Here is a 16518-nt window from a genome sequence, read left to right as displayed (position 1 = left end):
CCGCGGTACCGCGCATCGCCTGCTATACAGAAGGCGATCGGACCATTTGGGCCGCCGCACCGCGCATCGCCTGCCTTAGTACAGGCGATCGGACCTTTCGCGCCGCCACACGGCGCATCGCCTGCTATGCAGAAGGCGATCGGACCGGTCTGCCCTCCGCCACTCGCTACCGAAACATCGCCCACAGCTTGATCAGATGGAGCGTGCTCTTCGGATCGATCTTCTGCGCGATGACGAAGTTTACCAGCTGTTCCTCCTGCAGATCGGTCAGCGGCTCGCTGAGCACTTTGGCGGATGACTTGACGAGACGTTTTACTTTGGGCCGATCCTGCAGATCGCTTTTCGTCACCCCGTCCAGCAGCGCCTTGACTCTATCCTTCGTGGCTGGATTTTTCATCTTCACCTTGACGCGTTCCACCAGATCCGGCCGAATGCCGAACTTTTGCCAACTCACGGCTGCCCACTTCCCTTCGCGAGGCTTCTATATTGTATGCGGCGGCCTAAAGGAAATGTCCGCGCAAAATATCGGCCCCGCAAAGACAAGCCTAGTCCAGCGGCTCGCTGTAGTCCGGCGCCTCGCGCCGCAAGTAGTCGCGCAGCCCCGCGTACGCCTGCGCCGTCCAGAACGACGGCTCGGCCGTGAGCGCGGCCGCGTCGTCGCGGGCCTGCTCAAGCGTCTCGAAGTCGTTCATCAGGTTCGCGAGCCTGAACTCCGGCACCCCGCTCTGCTTCGTCCCGAAAAACTCGCCGGGCCCCCGCAGCTCCAGATCCCGCCGCGCGATCTCGAAGCCGTCGTCCGTATCCGTCATCGCCTGCATCCGCTCGAGCCCGTTTTCGGACTTCGGATCCGCGATCAGGACGCAGTACGACTGATGGTCGCTTCGCCCGACCCGGCCCCGCAGCTGGTGCAGCTGCGAGAGTCCGAAGCGGTCCGCGTCCATCACGATCATAAGCGTGGCGTTCGGCACATCGACGCCGACTTCGACGACGGTCGTCGAGACGAGCACCGTAGACTCGCCGGCCGCGAACTGCCCCATCGCCGCGTCCTTCTCCGCCGAAGTCATGCGCCCGTGGAGCAGGCCGATCGCAAGCTCCGGCATCGCCTGCCGCAGCTGCATGTGCAGATCGATCGCGTTTTGCACGTCCAGCTTTTCCGACTCCTCGATGAGCGGGCAGATGAAGAAGGTTTGCCGTCCGAGCTCCGCCTCCCGTCGAATGAAGCCGAGCACGCGGTCCATCTTGTCGTGCTTGACCCAGTACGTCAGAATCGGCTTGCGCCCCTTGGGCCGCTCCCCGATCGTCGACACGTCCATGTCGCCGAACACGGTGATGGCGAGCGTGCGCGGGATCGGGGTCGCCGTCATCATGAGCACGTCGGGATTCAGTCCCTTGCGTCTCAAAATACTGCGCTGATTGACGCCGAAACGGTGCTGCTCGTCCGTCACGACGAGCCCGAGCCGCCGGAAAAAGACGTCCTCCTGAATCAGCGCATGCGTGCCGATCACGATATCGATGAGTCCCATCTGCAGCGATGCCAGAAGGTCCCGCCGCTCCCGCGCCCCGCGACTCCCGGTGAGCAGCGCGACTTGAATCCCGTAGGGCTCGAACAGCTTCCCCAGCGACTTGGCATGCTGCTCCGCCAATATCTCCGTCGGCACCATGAGCGCGCCCTGGCAGCCGTCCTTGACCATTGCATATAGCGCCATCGCGGCCACGACCGTCTTGCCGGAACCGACGTCGCCCTGCAGCAGCCGGTTCATGGCGTACGGCCGCTTCATATCGCGCGTAATCTCGTTGACGACGGTCTTCTGCGCCTCGGTCAGCTCGAACGGCAGATTCGCCGCGAACGCGCGAATATCGTCGCTGCTGATCTTGTGCGCGATGCCGTCGGGCGCTTTGCGGTTCATCGCGCGGTAAGCCTGCAGCCGCAGCTCGAACAAAAATAGCTCCTCGTACACCATGCGGCGGCGGGCCTCCTGGCCCTCGCGCGTATTTTCCGGCTGATGAATCCGGCGAATCGCTTCGCGCCGGGGCATGAGGCTATGCTTGTCCAGCAGCTCCGGCGGCAGCAGCTCGGGGATCATCGCCCCGTACTGCGACAGCGCCAGCTCGATGCGCTGCCGCAACCATGCCTGCGTCAGGCTGCCGCCGATCGAATACACGGGCTGCAGCGTCCCCGTGCGGCCGGCCCCCTTGTCCGGGAACTCCGACTCCGCCACCGTGAGCTGCCTCCGCCGCTGATCCCATTTGCCAGTCAGGACGATATCCCGCCCGACCTCGATCTGATCCTTCAAAAACGCGCGGTTGAACCAGACGGCCGTCAGCAGCATGCCCTCCACCGTCACCCGGCAGAGCAGGCGCGACTTGCCCCCGAACCGCTGCAGCGACGGCGGCGTCTCGATGCGCCCTTGCACGGTAATCTTCTCTCCGTCCTTCACCTCGAGGAGCGGCCGCAGCCGATAGTCCTCGTAGCGGAACGGATAATACTCGATCAGCTCGCCGACCGTAGAAACACCCAAGGCGTGAAGCTCCCCCGCCTTGGGGGCGCTCACGCCTTTGATCTTCGTGACCGGTATGGCGAACAGATCCGTCTCTTCTGCCGATCGATCGGCCATCCTCCATCACTCCGAATCGCGCCGCCAGCCGGACGATCGTCCCTAGACGATATGGCCCGAGCCGGCGGGAAATACAAACAAGCCTGCGGTTCCGGGACCGGCGTGCGCCCCGACCACCGATCCGATCTCCGAGCGGTGGAAACCCGCGACGTTGAACCGGGTCCGAAGCACCTCGATGAGATCGTTGGCAGCTTCGATGTCGCCCGGCGTATCGACTACGGCGAGATCGATCGCCGCTCCCGCCCCGAAGTCGGACTCCAGCAGCTCGACGATCCGCGCGACGGCGCGCTTCTGTCCCCTGACCTTGTCGATCGGGAAAATAACGCCGTCGTCGCCGATCGTCAGGATCGGCTTGATGTTAAGCAGCGTGCCGAAGATCGCCGCCGCCTTGCCGATCCGGCCGCCTTTTTGCAAATACTCGAGCGTGTTCACGAGAAAATACAGCCGCATCTCCTTGCGCAACCGCAGTACCTCCGCGGCGACCTCCTCGGGGGAAGCGCCCTGCGCGGCCAGCTCGGCGGCAGATACGACCAGCGCGCCGTATCCGTAAGAGGCCGACCTCGAGTCGATTACGGTGACCTTGCTCTCGTCGTCCAGCATCGACCTCGCGATCGTGGCCGATTGATAGGTGCCGCTCATCGACGAGGACAGATGGACCGACACGACCGAGTTGCCCTCGGCAAGAAGTCGTTCGTACACCTCGAGAAACTGCGCCGGCGAGGGCTGCGAGGTCGTAGGCAGCGCGTTCGAATGCTTGAGCTTGTCGTAAAATTGGGCGGGCGAAAGCGTCACGTTGTCCAGGTAGCTCTCCTCGCCGAAGATGACGCGCAGCGGCACCATCTCGATGCCCAGCCGCTCCCGCGTCGCCTGCGGGATGTCCGACGTGCTGTCCGTTACCAAAACAACCTTGCTCATCGTAGCCACCTCCCGCGTCTAATCCGACTTTTCCACCATAATCAGGTACGGATACAAATTCTGTCCGCCCTCATGCCGCTCCACTTCCGCATCCGGATAAGCTTCGCCGAGCCAGGCCACAAGCCCTGCGGTATCGCCTTCCTCGGCCCCTTCGCCGGACAGCAGCATGACCGTCTCGTCGCCGCTCGCGAGCATCCGCTCCAGCAGGCCCTGGGTCGCGGCCAGCATCGTCGCCTCGGAGGCGACGATCTGTTTGTCCAAAATGCCGATATACTCGCCGCCGCGAATATCGATGCCGTCCATGACGGTATCCCGGACGGCTCGGGTGATAGAGCCCGTCAGCACGCGGTCGATCGCCCGCAGCATCCGGTCCTCGTTGACGGACGCCGGCTGCTCCTCTTGAAACGCGAGCATCGCGGCCAGTCCCTGCGGAATGCTGCGCGTCGGCACGACCGTCACGGGCCGATCCGCCAGCTCCTGCGCCTGCTTCGCGGCCAACAGAATGTTCGAGTTGTTGGGCAATACGAAAATATGGTCCGCCGCAAGCGACGAGATCGCCTGCACCAGGTCCTCCGTGCTCGGGTTCATGCTCTGTCCGCCCGAGATGATCGCGTCTACGCCGAGACTGCGGAACAGCTCGTCGTTGCCCGCGCCCACGCTGACCGCCACGACGCCGTAGTCGGCCATCTCGAAGGCGGCCGGATGCGCCGGCTCGATCGCCTGCGAAGCCGCCTCCGCGGCTCTCATCTCGGGCATGTCGGGAATGCCCGACGCCGCCTCAAGCCCCATCGGATCGGACGTCTCGCCAGCCGCCTCTGCCCCCGACACCGGATGCAGCAGCTCGCGATGCTGGTCGCGCATGTTCAGGATATGGAAATTCGTCAGTTCGCCGTATGCGACCGCGGCATTGAGCACGTCCCCCGGACGGCGGGAGTGCACGTGAACCTTGACGATATCGCCGTCCGCGATCAGGATGATCGAATCTCCGTCCCGCTCGAGCGCCCTGCGGAAGGACGCTTCGGAAAACGCGGTGCGTCCCTGCAGACGAATGAAAAACTCCATATCGTACGGAAACTGAATGGACTCGGTCGCAATCCTCGACTGTGCCGACGACGCCTGGGCCGCGGCCGCAACTTGCGCCGGCACGGGCGATGACGAGGCGGAGGCACCCGGCGCGTATGACGTCCAACTTCCCGCGTACGGGGCCGCTCCGGCGCCTTGCCGCTGCGCGTTCAGGTACTGCACGAAGCCTTCGTAAATGCATACAAGTCCCTGCCCGCCGGAATCGACGACGCCGACCTGCTTGAGCACCGGCAGCATATCCGGCGTGCGCGCCAGCGTCTCCGCCGCCTTGTCGAGCACTTCGCCCATCCACTCGGCGATATCCTCGGTGCGCCTCGCGATCGATTCGCCGTGCCTTGCCGCTTCCCGGGCGACGGTCAGAATCGTGCCCTCGACGGGCTTGACCACCGCCTTGTAAGCGGTATCAACTCCTTGCCTTAAGGCGGCTGCGAACGGCGGCACGGTGATCTCCCGCTGGCCGGCGACCGCACGGGCGAACCCGCGGAACAGCTGCGACAAAATAACGCCCGAGTTGCCGCGCGCGCCCATCAGAAGCCCTTTCGACAGCACTTCCGCAGCGCGGCCGATCTCGGTCGAAGGTTTATTTTTTAATTCGGCCACGCCGGCCGTCATCGTCAAGTTCATGTTGGTCCCCGTATCGCCGTCCGGGACGGGAAATACGTTCAGCGCGTTGATCAGCTCCGCCTGCTGCGAGAGCCGCTCCGCGCCGGCCAGTACCATGGCGGTCCAGTCGGTTCCGTTTAGAAGCTTCGTAGTCAATAAAATTCCCCTTTTCGAAGGCGCGACGCCGGCCTCTCCGGCAGGAGAGCCCGGCAAGCCAAGGTGAGATCGGATAATTCGCGCAAGTGGTTACGATCCGGTCTTCGCCTAGCGAATGACGCGCACGCCCTGAACGAAAATGTTCAGACGGTCCACGGCAATCCCGACGACTTCCTCCAGCACGTACTTTACTTTGGATTGGATATTGTGGGCGACCTCCGAGATCTTCGTGCCGTAGCTGACGATCACGTACAGATCCAGATGGAGCTCTTCCCCTTCGCGGCGCACTTCGACGCCCCGCGCGAGATTCTCGCGGCCGAGCAGCTCGGCGATCCCGTCCTTCAATTGCTTCCTGGAGGCCATACCGACGAGGCCGTAGCAGTCGAGCGCCGCCGAACCTGCGATGACGGCGATGACCTGATCGGCCACGTCGATTTTGCCATTTTCCGTCGATAGCTGCATAGGCATGGCCACACGCTCCTTTGGCGGTTCTCGAACGCCGTCCGCATAGACGGCTTCATGGGTGAACCTTTTCCCATTGTACTATAAAAAAGAATCGGTTTGAAGTCAGCCGATGACATTGCAAGCCGACTAGGCCTGTGTTATGATAGGAAAAGTGTGTGTAAGGTCTGGTCAGGGAGGTGGATTTACATGGCTCGCAAATGTTATATCACGGGGAAGAAGCCGGGTGCCGGCAACAACGTTTCCCACGCCAACAATCATAACAAACGCTCTTGGGGAGTCAACGTGCAGAAGGTTCGCATTTTGGTGAACGGCAAGCCGAAGCGCGTTTACGTCAGCACTCGCGCCCTGAAGTCCGGCAAAGTCACTCGCGTATAATTATCGGCCCGCCCCTTTCGGCGGACGACAGCCCATGGCAAAAGCACCTGGACATCCAGGTGCTTTTTGTTTTGCCCCGCCATATCCGCATGCGAGAATGCTCGCGATAATCATCCCTCATAACTTGCCGCCGGCGCGACGCACGCCCGGGCCGTCCGGCCGCAGCCGGCGCTGGCGCCGCGAGGCGTCCCGGATCGCCCGCTCATGGCGGGGTTGCCCGTTCCGGGGACGGGGACACGAGCCTTGCAAGGCCGCGGGATCCATCACCCGGGAGGCGTCAGCTTTTCTGAAACGTATTGAGGATCGCTTTGACGAATCCGCCCAAGAACTTCGGCAGCTTGATGGTGTAAAACTTCATCGTTCCCACCCCTCCTCCGGTCCGATGCGTTGCCCGCGGCCCTACGGGCCTTGCATGGGGCGGCGCAACGCCCGAAGGCGCGCGCTGTTGATAAATGTTATGCACGCGCGGAGTTGTCCTATTCCTTGGCGCAAAACGAAAGGGACCGACCGAAGTCAGTCCCTGAGCGATGCGATGGCAGCGGCGCGATCCGCGTGCCCGAATACGTAATTGCCGGCGACGAGCACGTCCGCGCCCGCTTCGCGCACAAGCTTGGAAGTCTCGGCGTTGATGCCCCCGTCCACTTGGATGTGGACGTCGCCCCGCCCGCGCGCGACAAGCGTCTGCCGAAGCTGGCGAATCTTGGACAGCATCCCGGAAATGAAGGATTGTCCGCCGAAACCGGGGTTAACCGTCATGATGAGAACGAGGTCGACATCGTCGAGAACGTAGTCGAGGACGGACAGCGGCGTATGCGGGTTGAGCGCGACGCCCGCTCCCTTCCCAAACTCTCGAATCGCGTGCACGGTCCGGTGCAAATGCGTGCTGGCTTCGGCATGAACCGTGATCCGGTCCGCGCCGGCCGCCGCGACGTCCGCGAGCAGCCGATCCGGGGTCTCCACCATGAGATGCGCGTCGAAGGTTAGTTCCGTATAGGAACGGATCGCCGCGACCACGGGCGGCCCGAAGGTCAGATTCGGTACGTACTGCCCGTCCATAATATCGATGTGAATCCAGTCCGCGCCGGCGGCTTCCGCGATACGAACCTCCTCGCCGAGCCGAGCAAAGTCGGCCGACAGGATCGATGGTGCGATAATTGCCATGTGCTAGTACCTCCGCGCTTTTTCTTTCCATTCGTTCATGAATTCCTTGTAGTGGCGGTATCGGGTCTCCGCGATGCCTCCGGCCTCCAGCTCCGCCAGCACGGCGCAGCCGGGCTCGTGAATGTGCGTGCAGCCCCTGAACTTGCACCCTTGCGCGAGCTCCCGAAACTCGCGGAAGCACGAGCCGATCTCGTCGATCCCAAGCTCTTGAAAATCCAGTTGGCTAAAACCCGGCGTATCCGCCACGAATCCCCCGTCCGGCAGCTCGACGAGCTCCACGTGACGCGTCGTGTGCTTGCCCCGGCCGAGCTTCTCGCTGATATCGTTCGTTTCCATCGTCAAGCCCGGCACGAGCGCGTTAAGTAGCGAGGACTTGCCGACGCCCGATTGGCCCGCGAAGACATTGACATGATCGGCCAGCAAGCCGCGCAGCTCTTCGAGGCCGGTGCCCTGGCGGGCGCTGACGGCGAGCACCCGGTACCCGATCCCTTCGTAGAGCGCCACCGCGTCGTCGATATCGCGGCCGATCCTTCCTGCGTCTTCGGACCGCTCGGCCGCGTCGAGCTTGGTCAGCACGATGAGCGCATCCATCCCCGCATGCTCAATATGCACGAGAAATTTGTCGAGCAGCTGCAAATTGAGCTCCGGCCGGATGACCGAAAACACGAGTACGGCCTGGTCCGCGTTTGCGACGGGCGGCCGGATCAGCGATGAGGATCTGGGCAAAATGCCATTGACCGTGCCTTCTCCGTTTTCCGTCTCTTCGTAGATGACTCTGTCCCCGACAAGCGGGGATTCGCCCCGTTTTTTGAAAATGCCGCGTGCCCTGCATTGAAGCGTGACTTCGCGCTCGTCGTCCCGCACGTAATAATAACCGCTGAGCGCCTTGACGATAATGCCATGACGCTCCGCCGCATTCGATCGCGCCGCGCCGCTGCCGCTTTTTTTCATCGGCTAGCCTCGACCGTTCGTTTTGCCGTTACCGTTGCCATTTCCATTTCCATTGCCATTTCCATTACCGTTTCCTTTGCCATTTCCGTTACCCCGTCCCACTGAAGCATTCTCGTTGCCCGCATCTGCGCTTCCGTCGTTCGTGCTTTCGCCGCCCGGATCGACCTGCGTCGTCGCGCCCTCCGAAGGCGACTCCGTCGGCGGCGGCGTGATCTCTTCGGACGGGGTTGGCGTAGGCTCCGGCGTAGGCGTCTCGTCCGCGTACGGCACCCGGATCCGGTCCAGGAACTGATCGTCGCGGTAAACCGTAATCTGGCCTTCCTTGTCCGGCGACACGACGAGCTTGATCGGGAACGTCTGCGTCGTCTTGATCTTCTTCGTGCCCCACTCGCTATCGCCGCGGGCATCTGTCAGCAGAATCTTGACCGTGCTCGTCTGCCCCTCGACCGCCGGCGACACCGTTACGTTCCAAGTTTTCTCCTTGGCGTCCGCCGGATATCCGCTGCTGATCCAGATCGTGACTTCCGTCCCCGGCGTCACCAGCTCGTTCTGCTCCGCCGGGAACTGCTTGAACACCTTGCCCTTGGTCGTGTAGCTCGGCTCCTGCAGCACCTTGTCGTTCGGCAAGGACAGATTGTTCTTGGTCAGCTCCGCCCGCGCCTCGGACAGCGACATGCCGATCAGATTCGGCATCGCGAACGATGCGGGACCTTTGCTGACGTTCAGCGTGATCGTATCCTTGTCCGGATCGTACGTACCGCCGGGCGCCGGCGACTGGCTGAGCACCGTGCCTGCAGGGACCTCGTTGTCGTTCTTCTCGACCTTTTCAATGTTGCTGGCCTTGGCCCCTTGCGCCTTCAGCGCTTCGACCGCGTCGTCGTAAAGCTTGCCGGTATAATCGTCGAGCGTCGGCAATTCCTTGCCCAGGCTCACCGTCAAGGTGATGAGCGATCCGGTCTTGACCGGCATGTCCTGTTTGCTCTGCCTGATGACAATATCCTTGTCCACCGTCTCGCTCGGCTCGTACATAATCGGATCCGCGACCTTGAGGCCCGCCTTTTCGAGGTCCGCGGTTGCGGCGTCGAGCTTCTCGCCTACGACCGTCGGCACCTGAACGTCCGGCGACACCAGTTGTCCCTTCAGCGCGAAGATGGCCCAGATGAGGATGGCGATCAGAATGACGGCGATGACGCCGAATACGGTGGGCAGCACCCACTTTTTGCGCTTTCGCTTATCGGCGGCGCCTCTTTGCGGCTGTTCGTCCTCCGACGATCCGTTCTTCCTGGCGCTTCCTTTGCCGGCCAGCGTCTCGTCCGCGGAAGAGCGCATCTCCGGACGGATCGCGGGAATGACCCGCGTCTGCTCCTCCTCGTCTGCATCGCTCGGGAAGCGTACTTTGGGCTCGTTCAACCGCTGCGGCTGCAGGCAGGTAGCCAGATCGTCGAGCATATCCTGCGCCGAGGAATACCGTTCCAACGGATTTTTGCGCATGGCGCGCAAAATGACGTTCTCCACGCTCTGCGGAATCGACGGATTGACGAGACGCGGGTCCTCGAACGGCTCCTGCAGATGCTTGAGCGCGACGCTGATCGGACTCTCCCCGAGAAAGGGAAGACGCCCCGTCAGCATCTGGTACAGCACGATGCCGAGCGAATAAATGTCCGATTTCTCGCCGGTGGCCACGCCTTTGGCATGCTCGGGGGAAAAGTAATGGACCGAGCCGACGACGGAGCCGGTCTGCGTGATCGTCGACGACGTGGCGGCGCGCGCGATGCCGAAGTCGGTCACCTTTACCCGGCCGTTCGTGCCGATCAGGATGTTGTGCGGCTTGATATCGCGATGAATGATCTGGCTCTGGTGCGCGTGATCGAGCGCGTCGCAGATCTGCGACGCGATGCGAACGGCCTCGTTAACCGGCAAAGGCGCCCGTTCACGGATAATCTCGTTCAGGTTCGCGCCGTCGATATACTCCATGACGATGTAATGGGTATCTTCTTCTTGGCCTACGTCGTAAATGCTGACGATATTCGGGTGGGAAAGCGCGGCCGCCGACTGGGCTTCGCGCCGGAAGCGGCGCACGAACTCGTCGTCGTGCATGAACTGCTGCCGGAGCACCTTGACCGCGACGAATCGGTTCAGCAAAATGTCGCGGGCCTTGTACACGAGCGCCATGCCTCCGCCGCCCACGCGGCTGAGCAGCTCGTACCTGCCGCCCAACAAATGTCCGATCGCAGTCATGACGTTCCTCCATCCCGCGTCCCGGTCCCCGTCTCGTATTCGATCAAGGCGACCGTCACGTTGTCGTCGCCGCCGGCGGTAAGCGCCAGCGCGATCAGACGGTCGGCGATCTGATCCAGGGTGACGCCTTCAGTATTCATCGTATCGAGTATAAGGGCTTTGTCTACCAGCGCGCTCAAGCCGTCGCTGCAGATCAGGAGGCGATCGCCGGGCAGCATATCGATGCGCTGCAGGTCGACGGATACTTCTGCGTCGGTGCCGAGCGCGCGCGTAAGTACGTTGCGCCGGGGGTGGTTCGCGGCTTCCTCCCGGCTGAGCTGGCCCGAACGGGTAAGCTCGTTGACGAGGGTATGATCGTCCGTCAGTTGCTCGATGGCGCCGCCTCTGATCCGATAGGCGCGGCTGTCACCGATATGGCCGATTAGACCCTCCTGCTCGTCAAGAAGGGCAACGACGACCGTCGTGCCCATGTTATGATATTGGGGATGCGTCGAAGCGGCTTCGAATACAGCGGCGTTCGCCGCAAGCACGATCGCCTTGAGCTTCTCTTCCGCCTCAAAAGCCGAAACGACGCCCTCCCATGCGGACAGCGACTTCGACAGGCTGTCGACCGCCAGCGTACTGGCGACGTCGCCTGCATTGTGTCCGCCCATGCCGTCCGCCACCGCAGCGGCCGTAAGACCGCCCGGCGTCGTGCCGACCCAAGCCCTGTCTTCGTTCAGTTGCCTGACTCGTCCGATATGACTGCGCACAGCCGTCTTCAACCCCGTCACCTCGCCTGCTTCTCCATGTGCTTCGCCCGCAGCTGGCCGCATGCCGCCGCGATATCGTGTCCCTGCTCCCTGCGGATGGTCGCATTGATGTTCCTGCGCTCGAGGATGCGGTGAAATTCGAAAATATCGTCGCGCGGCGTGCGGACGTAATCCCGCTCGGGAACGTAGTTGACGGGAATCAGATTCACGTGGCACAGCATGCCCTGCAGCACCTCGGCCAGTTGCTCCGCATGCTCGGGACGGTCGTTGACGCTGCCGATCAGCGCGTACTCGAACGTGATGCGGCGCCCCGTTTTCTCGATATAATATTTGCAGGCGTTCATCACTTCCTCGAACGGGTACCGCCTGTTGACCGGCATGAGCTTCGAGCGCAGCTCGTCGTTCGGCGCATGGATCGAGATCGCCAGGTTGATCTGCGTGTTCTCGTCCGCGAACTTCAACATGTTTGGGACGATGCCGCTCGTCGATACGGTAATATGACGCTGCCCGATGTTAAGCCCTTTGGGATGGGTCATCGTCCGCAGAAACGTCATCGTCGGCTCGTAATTCTCGAACGGCTCGCCCGAGCCCATAATGACGATGCTGGACACGCGCTCGTTCTCGGGATCCAGCAGCTGCTGCGCCTTGACCACCTGCGCGATGATCTCGCCGGCCGTCAGGTTGCGCTTGAGGCCGCCCAGCGTCGATGCGCAGAACGTGCAGCCGATCCGGCAGCCGACCTGTGTCGTCACGCAGACGCTGTTGCCGTAGTTATGCCGCATGATAACCGTCTCGATCGCGTGGCTATCGGCCAGGCCGAACAAAAATTTGACCGTCCCGTCCTTCGATTGAAGCTTCGTAATCTCGGTCAGCGTGACGAAGTTGAAGGCGTCCGCGAGCTTCTCGCGCAGCGCCTTCGACAGGTTCGTCATCTCCTCGAACGTGCTTACCCGCTTCACGTACAGCCAGTCGTAAATCTGGCCTGCGCGGAAAGCGGGCTCTCCCGAGGACTTCACCCAGTCCTGGAGCTGATCCAGCGTATAATCGTAAATAAAAGGCTTCCCGTCAGCGGGAACGTAATCTTTATTTTTTAATCCAATCAAGGATAGTCACCACCATTCGCTCTATTTTACCATAAACGCCGCCTTCGCAGTAGAAGGCGGCCGATCGCGCTTGATGAAGGCGCGGTGCTTGAACGAAATACGACTCGAAGCTTCCGCGCCGTTACTTCATCGTATAGAAAGCGCCGTCGGTCAATTCGCTCTGACGAGCCGGGCGATAAAAAAACCGTCGCTGCCGAAGTGCTGGGGCAGCAGCTGCGCCATGCCCGGGAAATCGCCCCCTGAGACGCCCGCGTCGCGGAGCGGCGCGAGCGTCTCTTCGGGCCAGGCCGGATCAAGCTTGAAGTCCGGGCGGGTTTTCAGGAAATCGCGCACCGCTTCTTCGTTTTCCTCCGGCGCAATCGTGCAGGTACTGTATACGAGCCGGCCGCCCGGCTTCACCATGCGCGAAGCCGACTCGAGCAGCCGGCGCTGCAGCGCCGCAAGGCTCGCGATATCGTCCGCCGACTTGTTCCACTTGATTTCCGGCTTGCGCCGGATGACGCCCAGTCCCGAACACGGCGCGTCTAGGAGCACGACGTCCATCGAGCCCGGCGCGAGACGCTCGGGCAGCGAGAGCGCGTCCGACACCGTCGTGACGACATTCGGCAGGCCGAGCCGGTCCGCCTGTTCACGGATGAGCGCTTCCTTGTGCGGATGCACGTCGTTGGCGGTTACCCTGCCATGGCCGCCCATCCGTTCGGCCAGGTGAGCGGCTTTGCCGCCGGGAGCGGCGCAGCAGTCCAGCACGTTCATGCCGGGCTGCGGATCGCAGACGGCGGCCACGAGCATCGAGCTCTCGTCCTGCACCGACAGGCGGCCGGACGCATACCACGGCGTCTGCGCGAGGCTGCCGGCGCGCGCCGCCACGATGCCGTCGGGCGACAGCTTCGACGGCTCAGCGTAGATGCCCGCGCCCGCGAGCTCCGCGAGCAGCGCGTCGCGCGTGCCGCGCAGCCGGTTCGCGCGCACGGACATGTGCGGCGGCTCGTTGCCCGCCGCCATGAGTGCCTCGGCGCCGGCTTCGCCGTAGGCGGCGATCCACCGCTCGGCCAGCCACAGCGGATAGCTGTGGGCGAGCGAGAGCCGCTCGGCCGCTGGCAGCCCCGCCGGCAGGGGCGGCGCCACGCCTTCGCGCAGCAGGGCGCGCAGCGTGCCGTTCACGAGGCCGGCGATGCCGCCGTGGCCGCGCTTTTTCGCGATGCGCACGGCTTCGTCGGTGACGGCGTGCGCCGGCACCCGGTCGAGCCAGCGCAGCTGGTAGTAGCTGAGGCGCAGCAGGCAGCGGACCCACGGCTCGACCTTGTTCGGCCAGCCCTTGACGCGGGCCGCCAGTACATGATCGATCGTCAGCCGGCGCTGGATCGTGCCATAGACAAGCTCGGTCGCGAGCGCCGCATCCGGACGGGATAGGCCGGCATCGGTCAGCACGCGGTTCAGCTCCAGGCCGCTGAAGGCGCCTTGCTCTTCGACGCGCAGCAGCACGCGAAGCGCGACCTCGCGCGCCGTCTGCGGCTTGCGGGCCGCGGGCGGCATCGAAGGCTTGGCGGCGACGGACGGACGGCGGCCTGGCTGCTGTCCGGGACGTTGGCCGCTACGTTGCGCAGATGCGGACCGTTGCGCGGATCCGGGCCTTGGCGGGAGCGAGGAGCGCTGCGCCGATGCCGGTTGCTGCCCGGGGTTAGTTCGCTGCGCCGAGGCCGGCTGTTGCGCGGAGGTCGACCGCTGTGCAGATGACGGTTGCTGCGCGGAACTCGACCGCTGTGCGGGTACGGACCGCTGCCCCGATGACGGTTGCTGCCCGGGGGTAGTCCGCTGCGCAGATGATGGCTGTTGCGCGGAGGTCGGCCGTTGCGCCGACGCGGGTCGCTGATGGGACCGCGGCGCGGACGCTTGACCGGCACTTTGCGATGGCCGCCCGTCGCGGTTCCGGGCAAACGGTTGGCCCGAACCTTGCGCAGGCCGCCCGCCGCGTCTATCGCCGGAGGAAGCTTGCCCGTAATTTTGACCGGCTCTCCCCTGAGCTGCTGCGCCTTGCGGACGGCCATAGCCGCCGCAATCGGACGCTCCCCCTCTCTCTCCACGTTCGCCCGACGGCTTGCCGCCCGAACCTGCTGGTCTGCCGTTTGCCCGGCTTGGGGAAGTCGTCTTTGAGGGTTGATTCGGATTTATGGGTTGACTCATTTTCACACCTCTTTGATCTGCTCCCTGCGGGAGCTCACACGAGCCGACGGACGCGCGTATGTGCCTGTTTCTAGCATGCCCGCTCGCATCGCTCTCATTTCATGCATTCAAATATAGCACAAAGTGCGCAAAGGTTCATAGGAATGACCATAATATTGCATTTAAGAGGTTAAGCGGAAAATTCGCAGTATCCACGAAGAGGCGTCGGAGCGCGGGGGTTAAGCGTCGCAAAAGGAAGTCTTAGCTCTAATAATGTCCATTTTGGGTTATTGACACAGTTGCCCGATGCCCGTCCAAAGCCGTAGTGTTCGATGCCCATATATGTTCGTCGCCCGCAACGTCCTACGTCCTTCGTGCCCGACTCTCGTTCCGCTATATCCGCCGCTATCGCGCCCTTTGTTTCCGTGCCTGCTGCTTCCGCGCCAATCCAAACCAAAGCCATAAAAAAAACGACGCCCGGTTAACCGAGCGTCGTTCCCGGGGCCAGCCTGGCCCCTCTCGCATAGTCCGCGGCCGACAGCCGCTTCTTGCCCGCCGGCTGCACCTCCGTCAGCACGACGCTGCCATCGCCGGAGCGCACGCGGATGCCGTAGGCGCCGCTACCCAGCACCGTGCCGGGCGCGGCCGTCTGCCAGTCCGCCGCAAGCTTTGCGTCCGCATCCTCAGGCAGGGCGATCCCCCACACCTTGAACACCTCGCCGCCGAGCAGCGTGAACGCACCCGCCATCGGGGACAAGCCCCGCACGCGGTCGAACAGCTGCCGCGACGAAGCGCCGAAGTCGAGCCGCTCGTCGTCGCGCGTCAGGTTCGGCGCATAGGTCGACAGCGCGTCGTCCTGCGGCTGCCGAGGCGCGTCTCCGGCGATCAGCCGCGGCAGCCACTCGCAGAGCAGCTCCGCCCCGGCCACGCTGAGCTTGTCGAACATCGTGCCCGATGTGTCGGCATCGGTGATCGGCAGCTCGACGCGGGCGATCATATCGCCCGTGTCGAGGCCTTCGGCCATGAACATCAGCGTGACGCCGGTAGACTTTTCCCCGTCGATGACCGAACGCTGGATCGGTGCCCCGCCGCGGTAGCGCGGCAGCAGCGAGCCGTGCACGTTCACGCAGCCGAGACGCGGAATGTCGAGCAGCGACTTGGGCAATATTTGCCCGTATGCCGCCGTCACGATCAGATCGGGCGCCAGCTCGCGCACCGCCTCGACGGCTTCAGGCGCGCGCATGCGCTCAGGCTGCAGCACCTTCAGTCCGTGCTCCAGCGCGAATGCCTTGACCGGCGGCGGCGTCAGCTCTCGCTTGCGACCCTTGGGCCGGTCCGGCTGGGAGACGACCGCGACCACCTGGACGTCATCGCGCTCGAGCAAGAGGCGCAGGGAAGGTACGGCGAAGTCCGGCGTTCCCATGAATACGATTCGGGCCATGCCTTACGCCTCGCCCTCTTCTGCCGGCTCAGGCGCGCGGCGCTCGTAGATCGATTCGGCGAGGTCGATGAACAGCACGCCATTCAGATGGTCGATTTCGTGCAGAAACGCTCTTGCGAGCAGCTCCGTGCCCTCGAATTCCACCGGGCTGCCGTTGCGGTCCTGCCCCTTCACTTTTACCTTAAGCGGGCGGCGCACGTCGCCTTGGAGCCCCGGTATGCTGAGGCAGCCTTCCGGTCCGAATTGCTCGCCCTCGGAGGAGACGACCTCCGGATTCACCAGCTCGATCAGGCCGTGCTCCTCGTCCGCGTCGACCACGATCACGCGCTTGGAAACGCCCACCTGCGGCGCCGCCAGACCGACGCCGTCGGCATCGTACATCGTGTCCGCCATATCGTCGAGCAGCTTGTGCAGATTGGCGTTGAACTTCGTTACTTCCTGCGCTCTCTCGCGCAGCACGTCATCAGGATGCTTCACGATCAATCGAATCGCCACGCCAT

The 16518-nt window shown here is 63.3% G+C and carries 15 protein-coding genes; 1 reads left to right on the top strand and 14 read right to left on the bottom strand.

The features are described 5' to 3' along the window. Positions 1 to 166 precede the first annotated feature (166 nt). The 5 genes from ACFSR7_RS27785 to ACFSR7_RS27765 form a co-directional block, all read right to left on the bottom strand. Positions 167 to 454, bottom strand: coding sequence for a stage VI sporulation protein F (locus ACFSR7_RS27785; RefSeq protein WP_378167286.1), 288 nt, complete (start codon positions 452 to 454; stop codon positions 167 to 169). 91 nt (positions 455 to 545) lie between these two features. Beyond that, on the bottom strand, positions 546 to 2615 hold the full coding sequence (gene recG / locus ACFSR7_RS27780) for an ATP-dependent DNA helicase RecG (RefSeq protein WP_378167284.1): 2070 nt from the start codon (positions 2613 to 2615) through the stop codon (positions 546 to 548). Positions 2616 to 2657: 42 nt separating this feature from the next. After that, positions 2658 to 3530 carry a DegV family protein gene (locus ACFSR7_RS27775; protein WP_378167282.1) on the bottom strand — a complete coding sequence of 291 codons (873 nt, stop codon included), beginning with the start codon at positions 3528 to 3530 and terminating at the stop codon, positions 2658 to 2660. 18 nt (positions 3531 to 3548) lie between these two features. After that, complete coding sequence (locus ACFSR7_RS27770; protein ID WP_378167281.1) at positions 3549 to 5372, bottom strand: DAK2 domain-containing protein; 1824 nt, start codon at positions 5370 to 5372, stop codon at positions 3549 to 3551. A 108-nt stretch (positions 5373 to 5480) separates the two neighbouring features. After that, positions 5481 to 5840, bottom strand: a complete 360-nt coding sequence (locus tag ACFSR7_RS27765; protein WP_090115427.1) for an Asp23/Gls24 family envelope stress response protein — start codon at positions 5838 to 5840, stop codon at positions 5481 to 5483. Between the two features lie 183 nt (positions 5841 to 6023). Here ACFSR7_RS27765 and rpmB point away from each other — a divergent pair, with 183 nt between their 5' ends. Continuing rightward, a complete protein-coding gene (rpmB, locus tag ACFSR7_RS27760) occupies positions 6024 to 6212 on the top strand; it encodes a 50S ribosomal protein L28 (protein ID WP_378167279.1) in 189 nt (62 codons plus the stop codon). Positions 6213 to 6489: 277 nt separating this feature from the next. On the opposite strand, the gene spoVM is transcribed toward rpmB, so the two are convergent. From spoVM to def, 9 genes are all read right to left on the bottom strand, one after another. Continuing rightward, a complete protein-coding gene (spoVM, locus tag ACFSR7_RS27755; protein ID WP_040711006.1) occupies positions 6490 to 6570 on the bottom strand; it encodes a stage V sporulation protein SpoVM in 81 nt (26 codons plus the stop codon). 155 nt (positions 6571 to 6725) lie between these two features. After that, positions 6726 to 7373 (bottom strand): ribulose-phosphate 3-epimerase, encoded by a 648-nt coding sequence (rpe, locus tag ACFSR7_RS27750; protein WP_378167277.1) that lies wholly within the window; start codon positions 7371 to 7373, stop codon positions 6726 to 6728. A 3-nt stretch (positions 7374 to 7376) separates the two neighbouring features. Next, positions 7377 to 8324: a ribosome small subunit-dependent GTPase A gene (rsgA, locus tag ACFSR7_RS27745; protein ID WP_378167275.1), complete on the bottom strand. Its 948-nt coding sequence runs from the start codon at positions 8322 to 8324 to the stop codon at positions 7377 to 7379. Between the two features lie 3 nt (positions 8325 to 8327). After that, entirely contained in the window at positions 8328 to 10562 is a 2235-nt protein-coding gene (gene pknB, locus ACFSR7_RS27740) for a Stk1 family PASTA domain-containing Ser/Thr kinase (protein WP_378167273.1), read from the bottom strand. Next, positions 10559 to 11326 (bottom strand): Stp1/IreP family PP2C-type Ser/Thr phosphatase, encoded by a 768-nt coding sequence (locus ACFSR7_RS27735; RefSeq protein WP_378168172.1) that lies wholly within the window; start codon positions 11324 to 11326, stop codon positions 10559 to 10561. The genes pknB and ACFSR7_RS27735 overlap by 4 nt, the downstream gene beginning before the upstream one ends. A gap of 5 nt (positions 11327 to 11331) precedes the next feature. Continuing rightward, positions 11332 to 12417 (bottom strand): dual-specificity RNA methyltransferase RlmN, encoded by a 1086-nt coding sequence (rlmN, locus tag ACFSR7_RS27730; RefSeq protein WP_378167271.1) that lies wholly within the window; start codon positions 12415 to 12417, stop codon positions 11332 to 11334. Positions 12418 to 12567: 150 nt separating this feature from the next. Next, positions 12568 to 14598 (bottom strand): 16S rRNA (cytosine(967)-C(5))-methyltransferase RsmB, encoded by a 2031-nt coding sequence (gene rsmB / locus ACFSR7_RS27725; protein ID WP_378167269.1) that lies wholly within the window; start codon positions 14596 to 14598, stop codon positions 12568 to 12570. A 460-nt stretch (positions 14599 to 15058) separates the two neighbouring features. Then, positions 15059 to 16018, bottom strand: a complete 960-nt coding sequence (gene fmt / locus ACFSR7_RS27720) for a methionyl-tRNA formyltransferase (RefSeq protein ID WP_378167267.1) — start codon at positions 16016 to 16018, stop codon at positions 15059 to 15061. Between the two features lie 3 nt (positions 16019 to 16021). After that, positions 16022 to 16513 carry a peptide deformylase gene (def, locus tag ACFSR7_RS27715; RefSeq protein ID WP_378115204.1) on the bottom strand — a complete coding sequence of 164 codons (492 nt, stop codon included), beginning with the start codon at positions 16511 to 16513 and terminating at the stop codon, positions 16022 to 16024. Positions 16514 to 16518: the final 5 nt, after the last annotated feature.

It is taken from the genome of Cohnella sp. GCM10020058 (genome assembly GCF_042683485.1).
GTDB lineage: Bacteria > Bacillota > Bacilli > Paenibacillales > Paenibacillaceae > Cohnella.
This window is presented reverse-complemented; position numbering and strand designations above follow the sequence as displayed.

Excerpts from the sequence above, each read along its gene's own strand:
- spoVM (WP_040711006.1), bottom strand. The coding sequence starts at position 6,570 with ATGAAGTTTTACACCATCAAGCTGCCGAAGTTCTTGGGCGGATTCGTC.
- recG (WP_378167284.1), bottom strand. The coding sequence starts at position 2,615 with ATGGCCGATCGATCGGCAGAAGAGACGGATCTGTTCGCCATACCGGTC.
- rpe (WP_378167277.1), bottom strand. The coding sequence starts at position 7,373 with ATGGCAATTATCGCACCATCGATCCTGTCGGCCGACTTTGCTCGGCTC.
- ACFSR7_RS27775 (WP_378167282.1), bottom strand. The coding sequence starts at position 3,530 with ATGAGCAAGGTTGTTTTGGTAACGGACAGCACGTCGGACATCCCGCAG.
- rpmB (WP_378167279.1), top strand. The coding sequence starts at position 6,024 with ATGGCTCGCAAATGTTATATCACGGGGAAGAAGCCGGGTGCCGGCAAC.
- fmt (WP_378167267.1), bottom strand. The coding sequence starts at position 16,018 with ATGGCCCGAATCGTATTCATGGGAACGCCGGACTTCGCCGTACCTTCC.
- pknB (WP_378167273.1), bottom strand. The coding sequence starts at position 10,562 with ATGACTGCGATCGGACATTTGTTGGGCGGCAGGTACGAGCTGCTCAGC.
- ACFSR7_RS27765 (WP_090115427.1), bottom strand. The coding sequence starts at position 5,840 with ATGCCTATGCAGCTATCGACGGAAAATGGCAAAATCGACGTGGCCGAT.
- rsgA (WP_378167275.1), bottom strand. The coding sequence starts at position 8,324 with ATGAAAAAAAGCGGCAGCGGCGCGGCGCGATCGAATGCGGCGGAGCGT.
- rsmB (WP_378167269.1), bottom strand. The coding sequence starts at position 14,598 with ATGAGTCAACCCATAAATCCGAATCAACCCTCAAAGACGACTTCCCCA.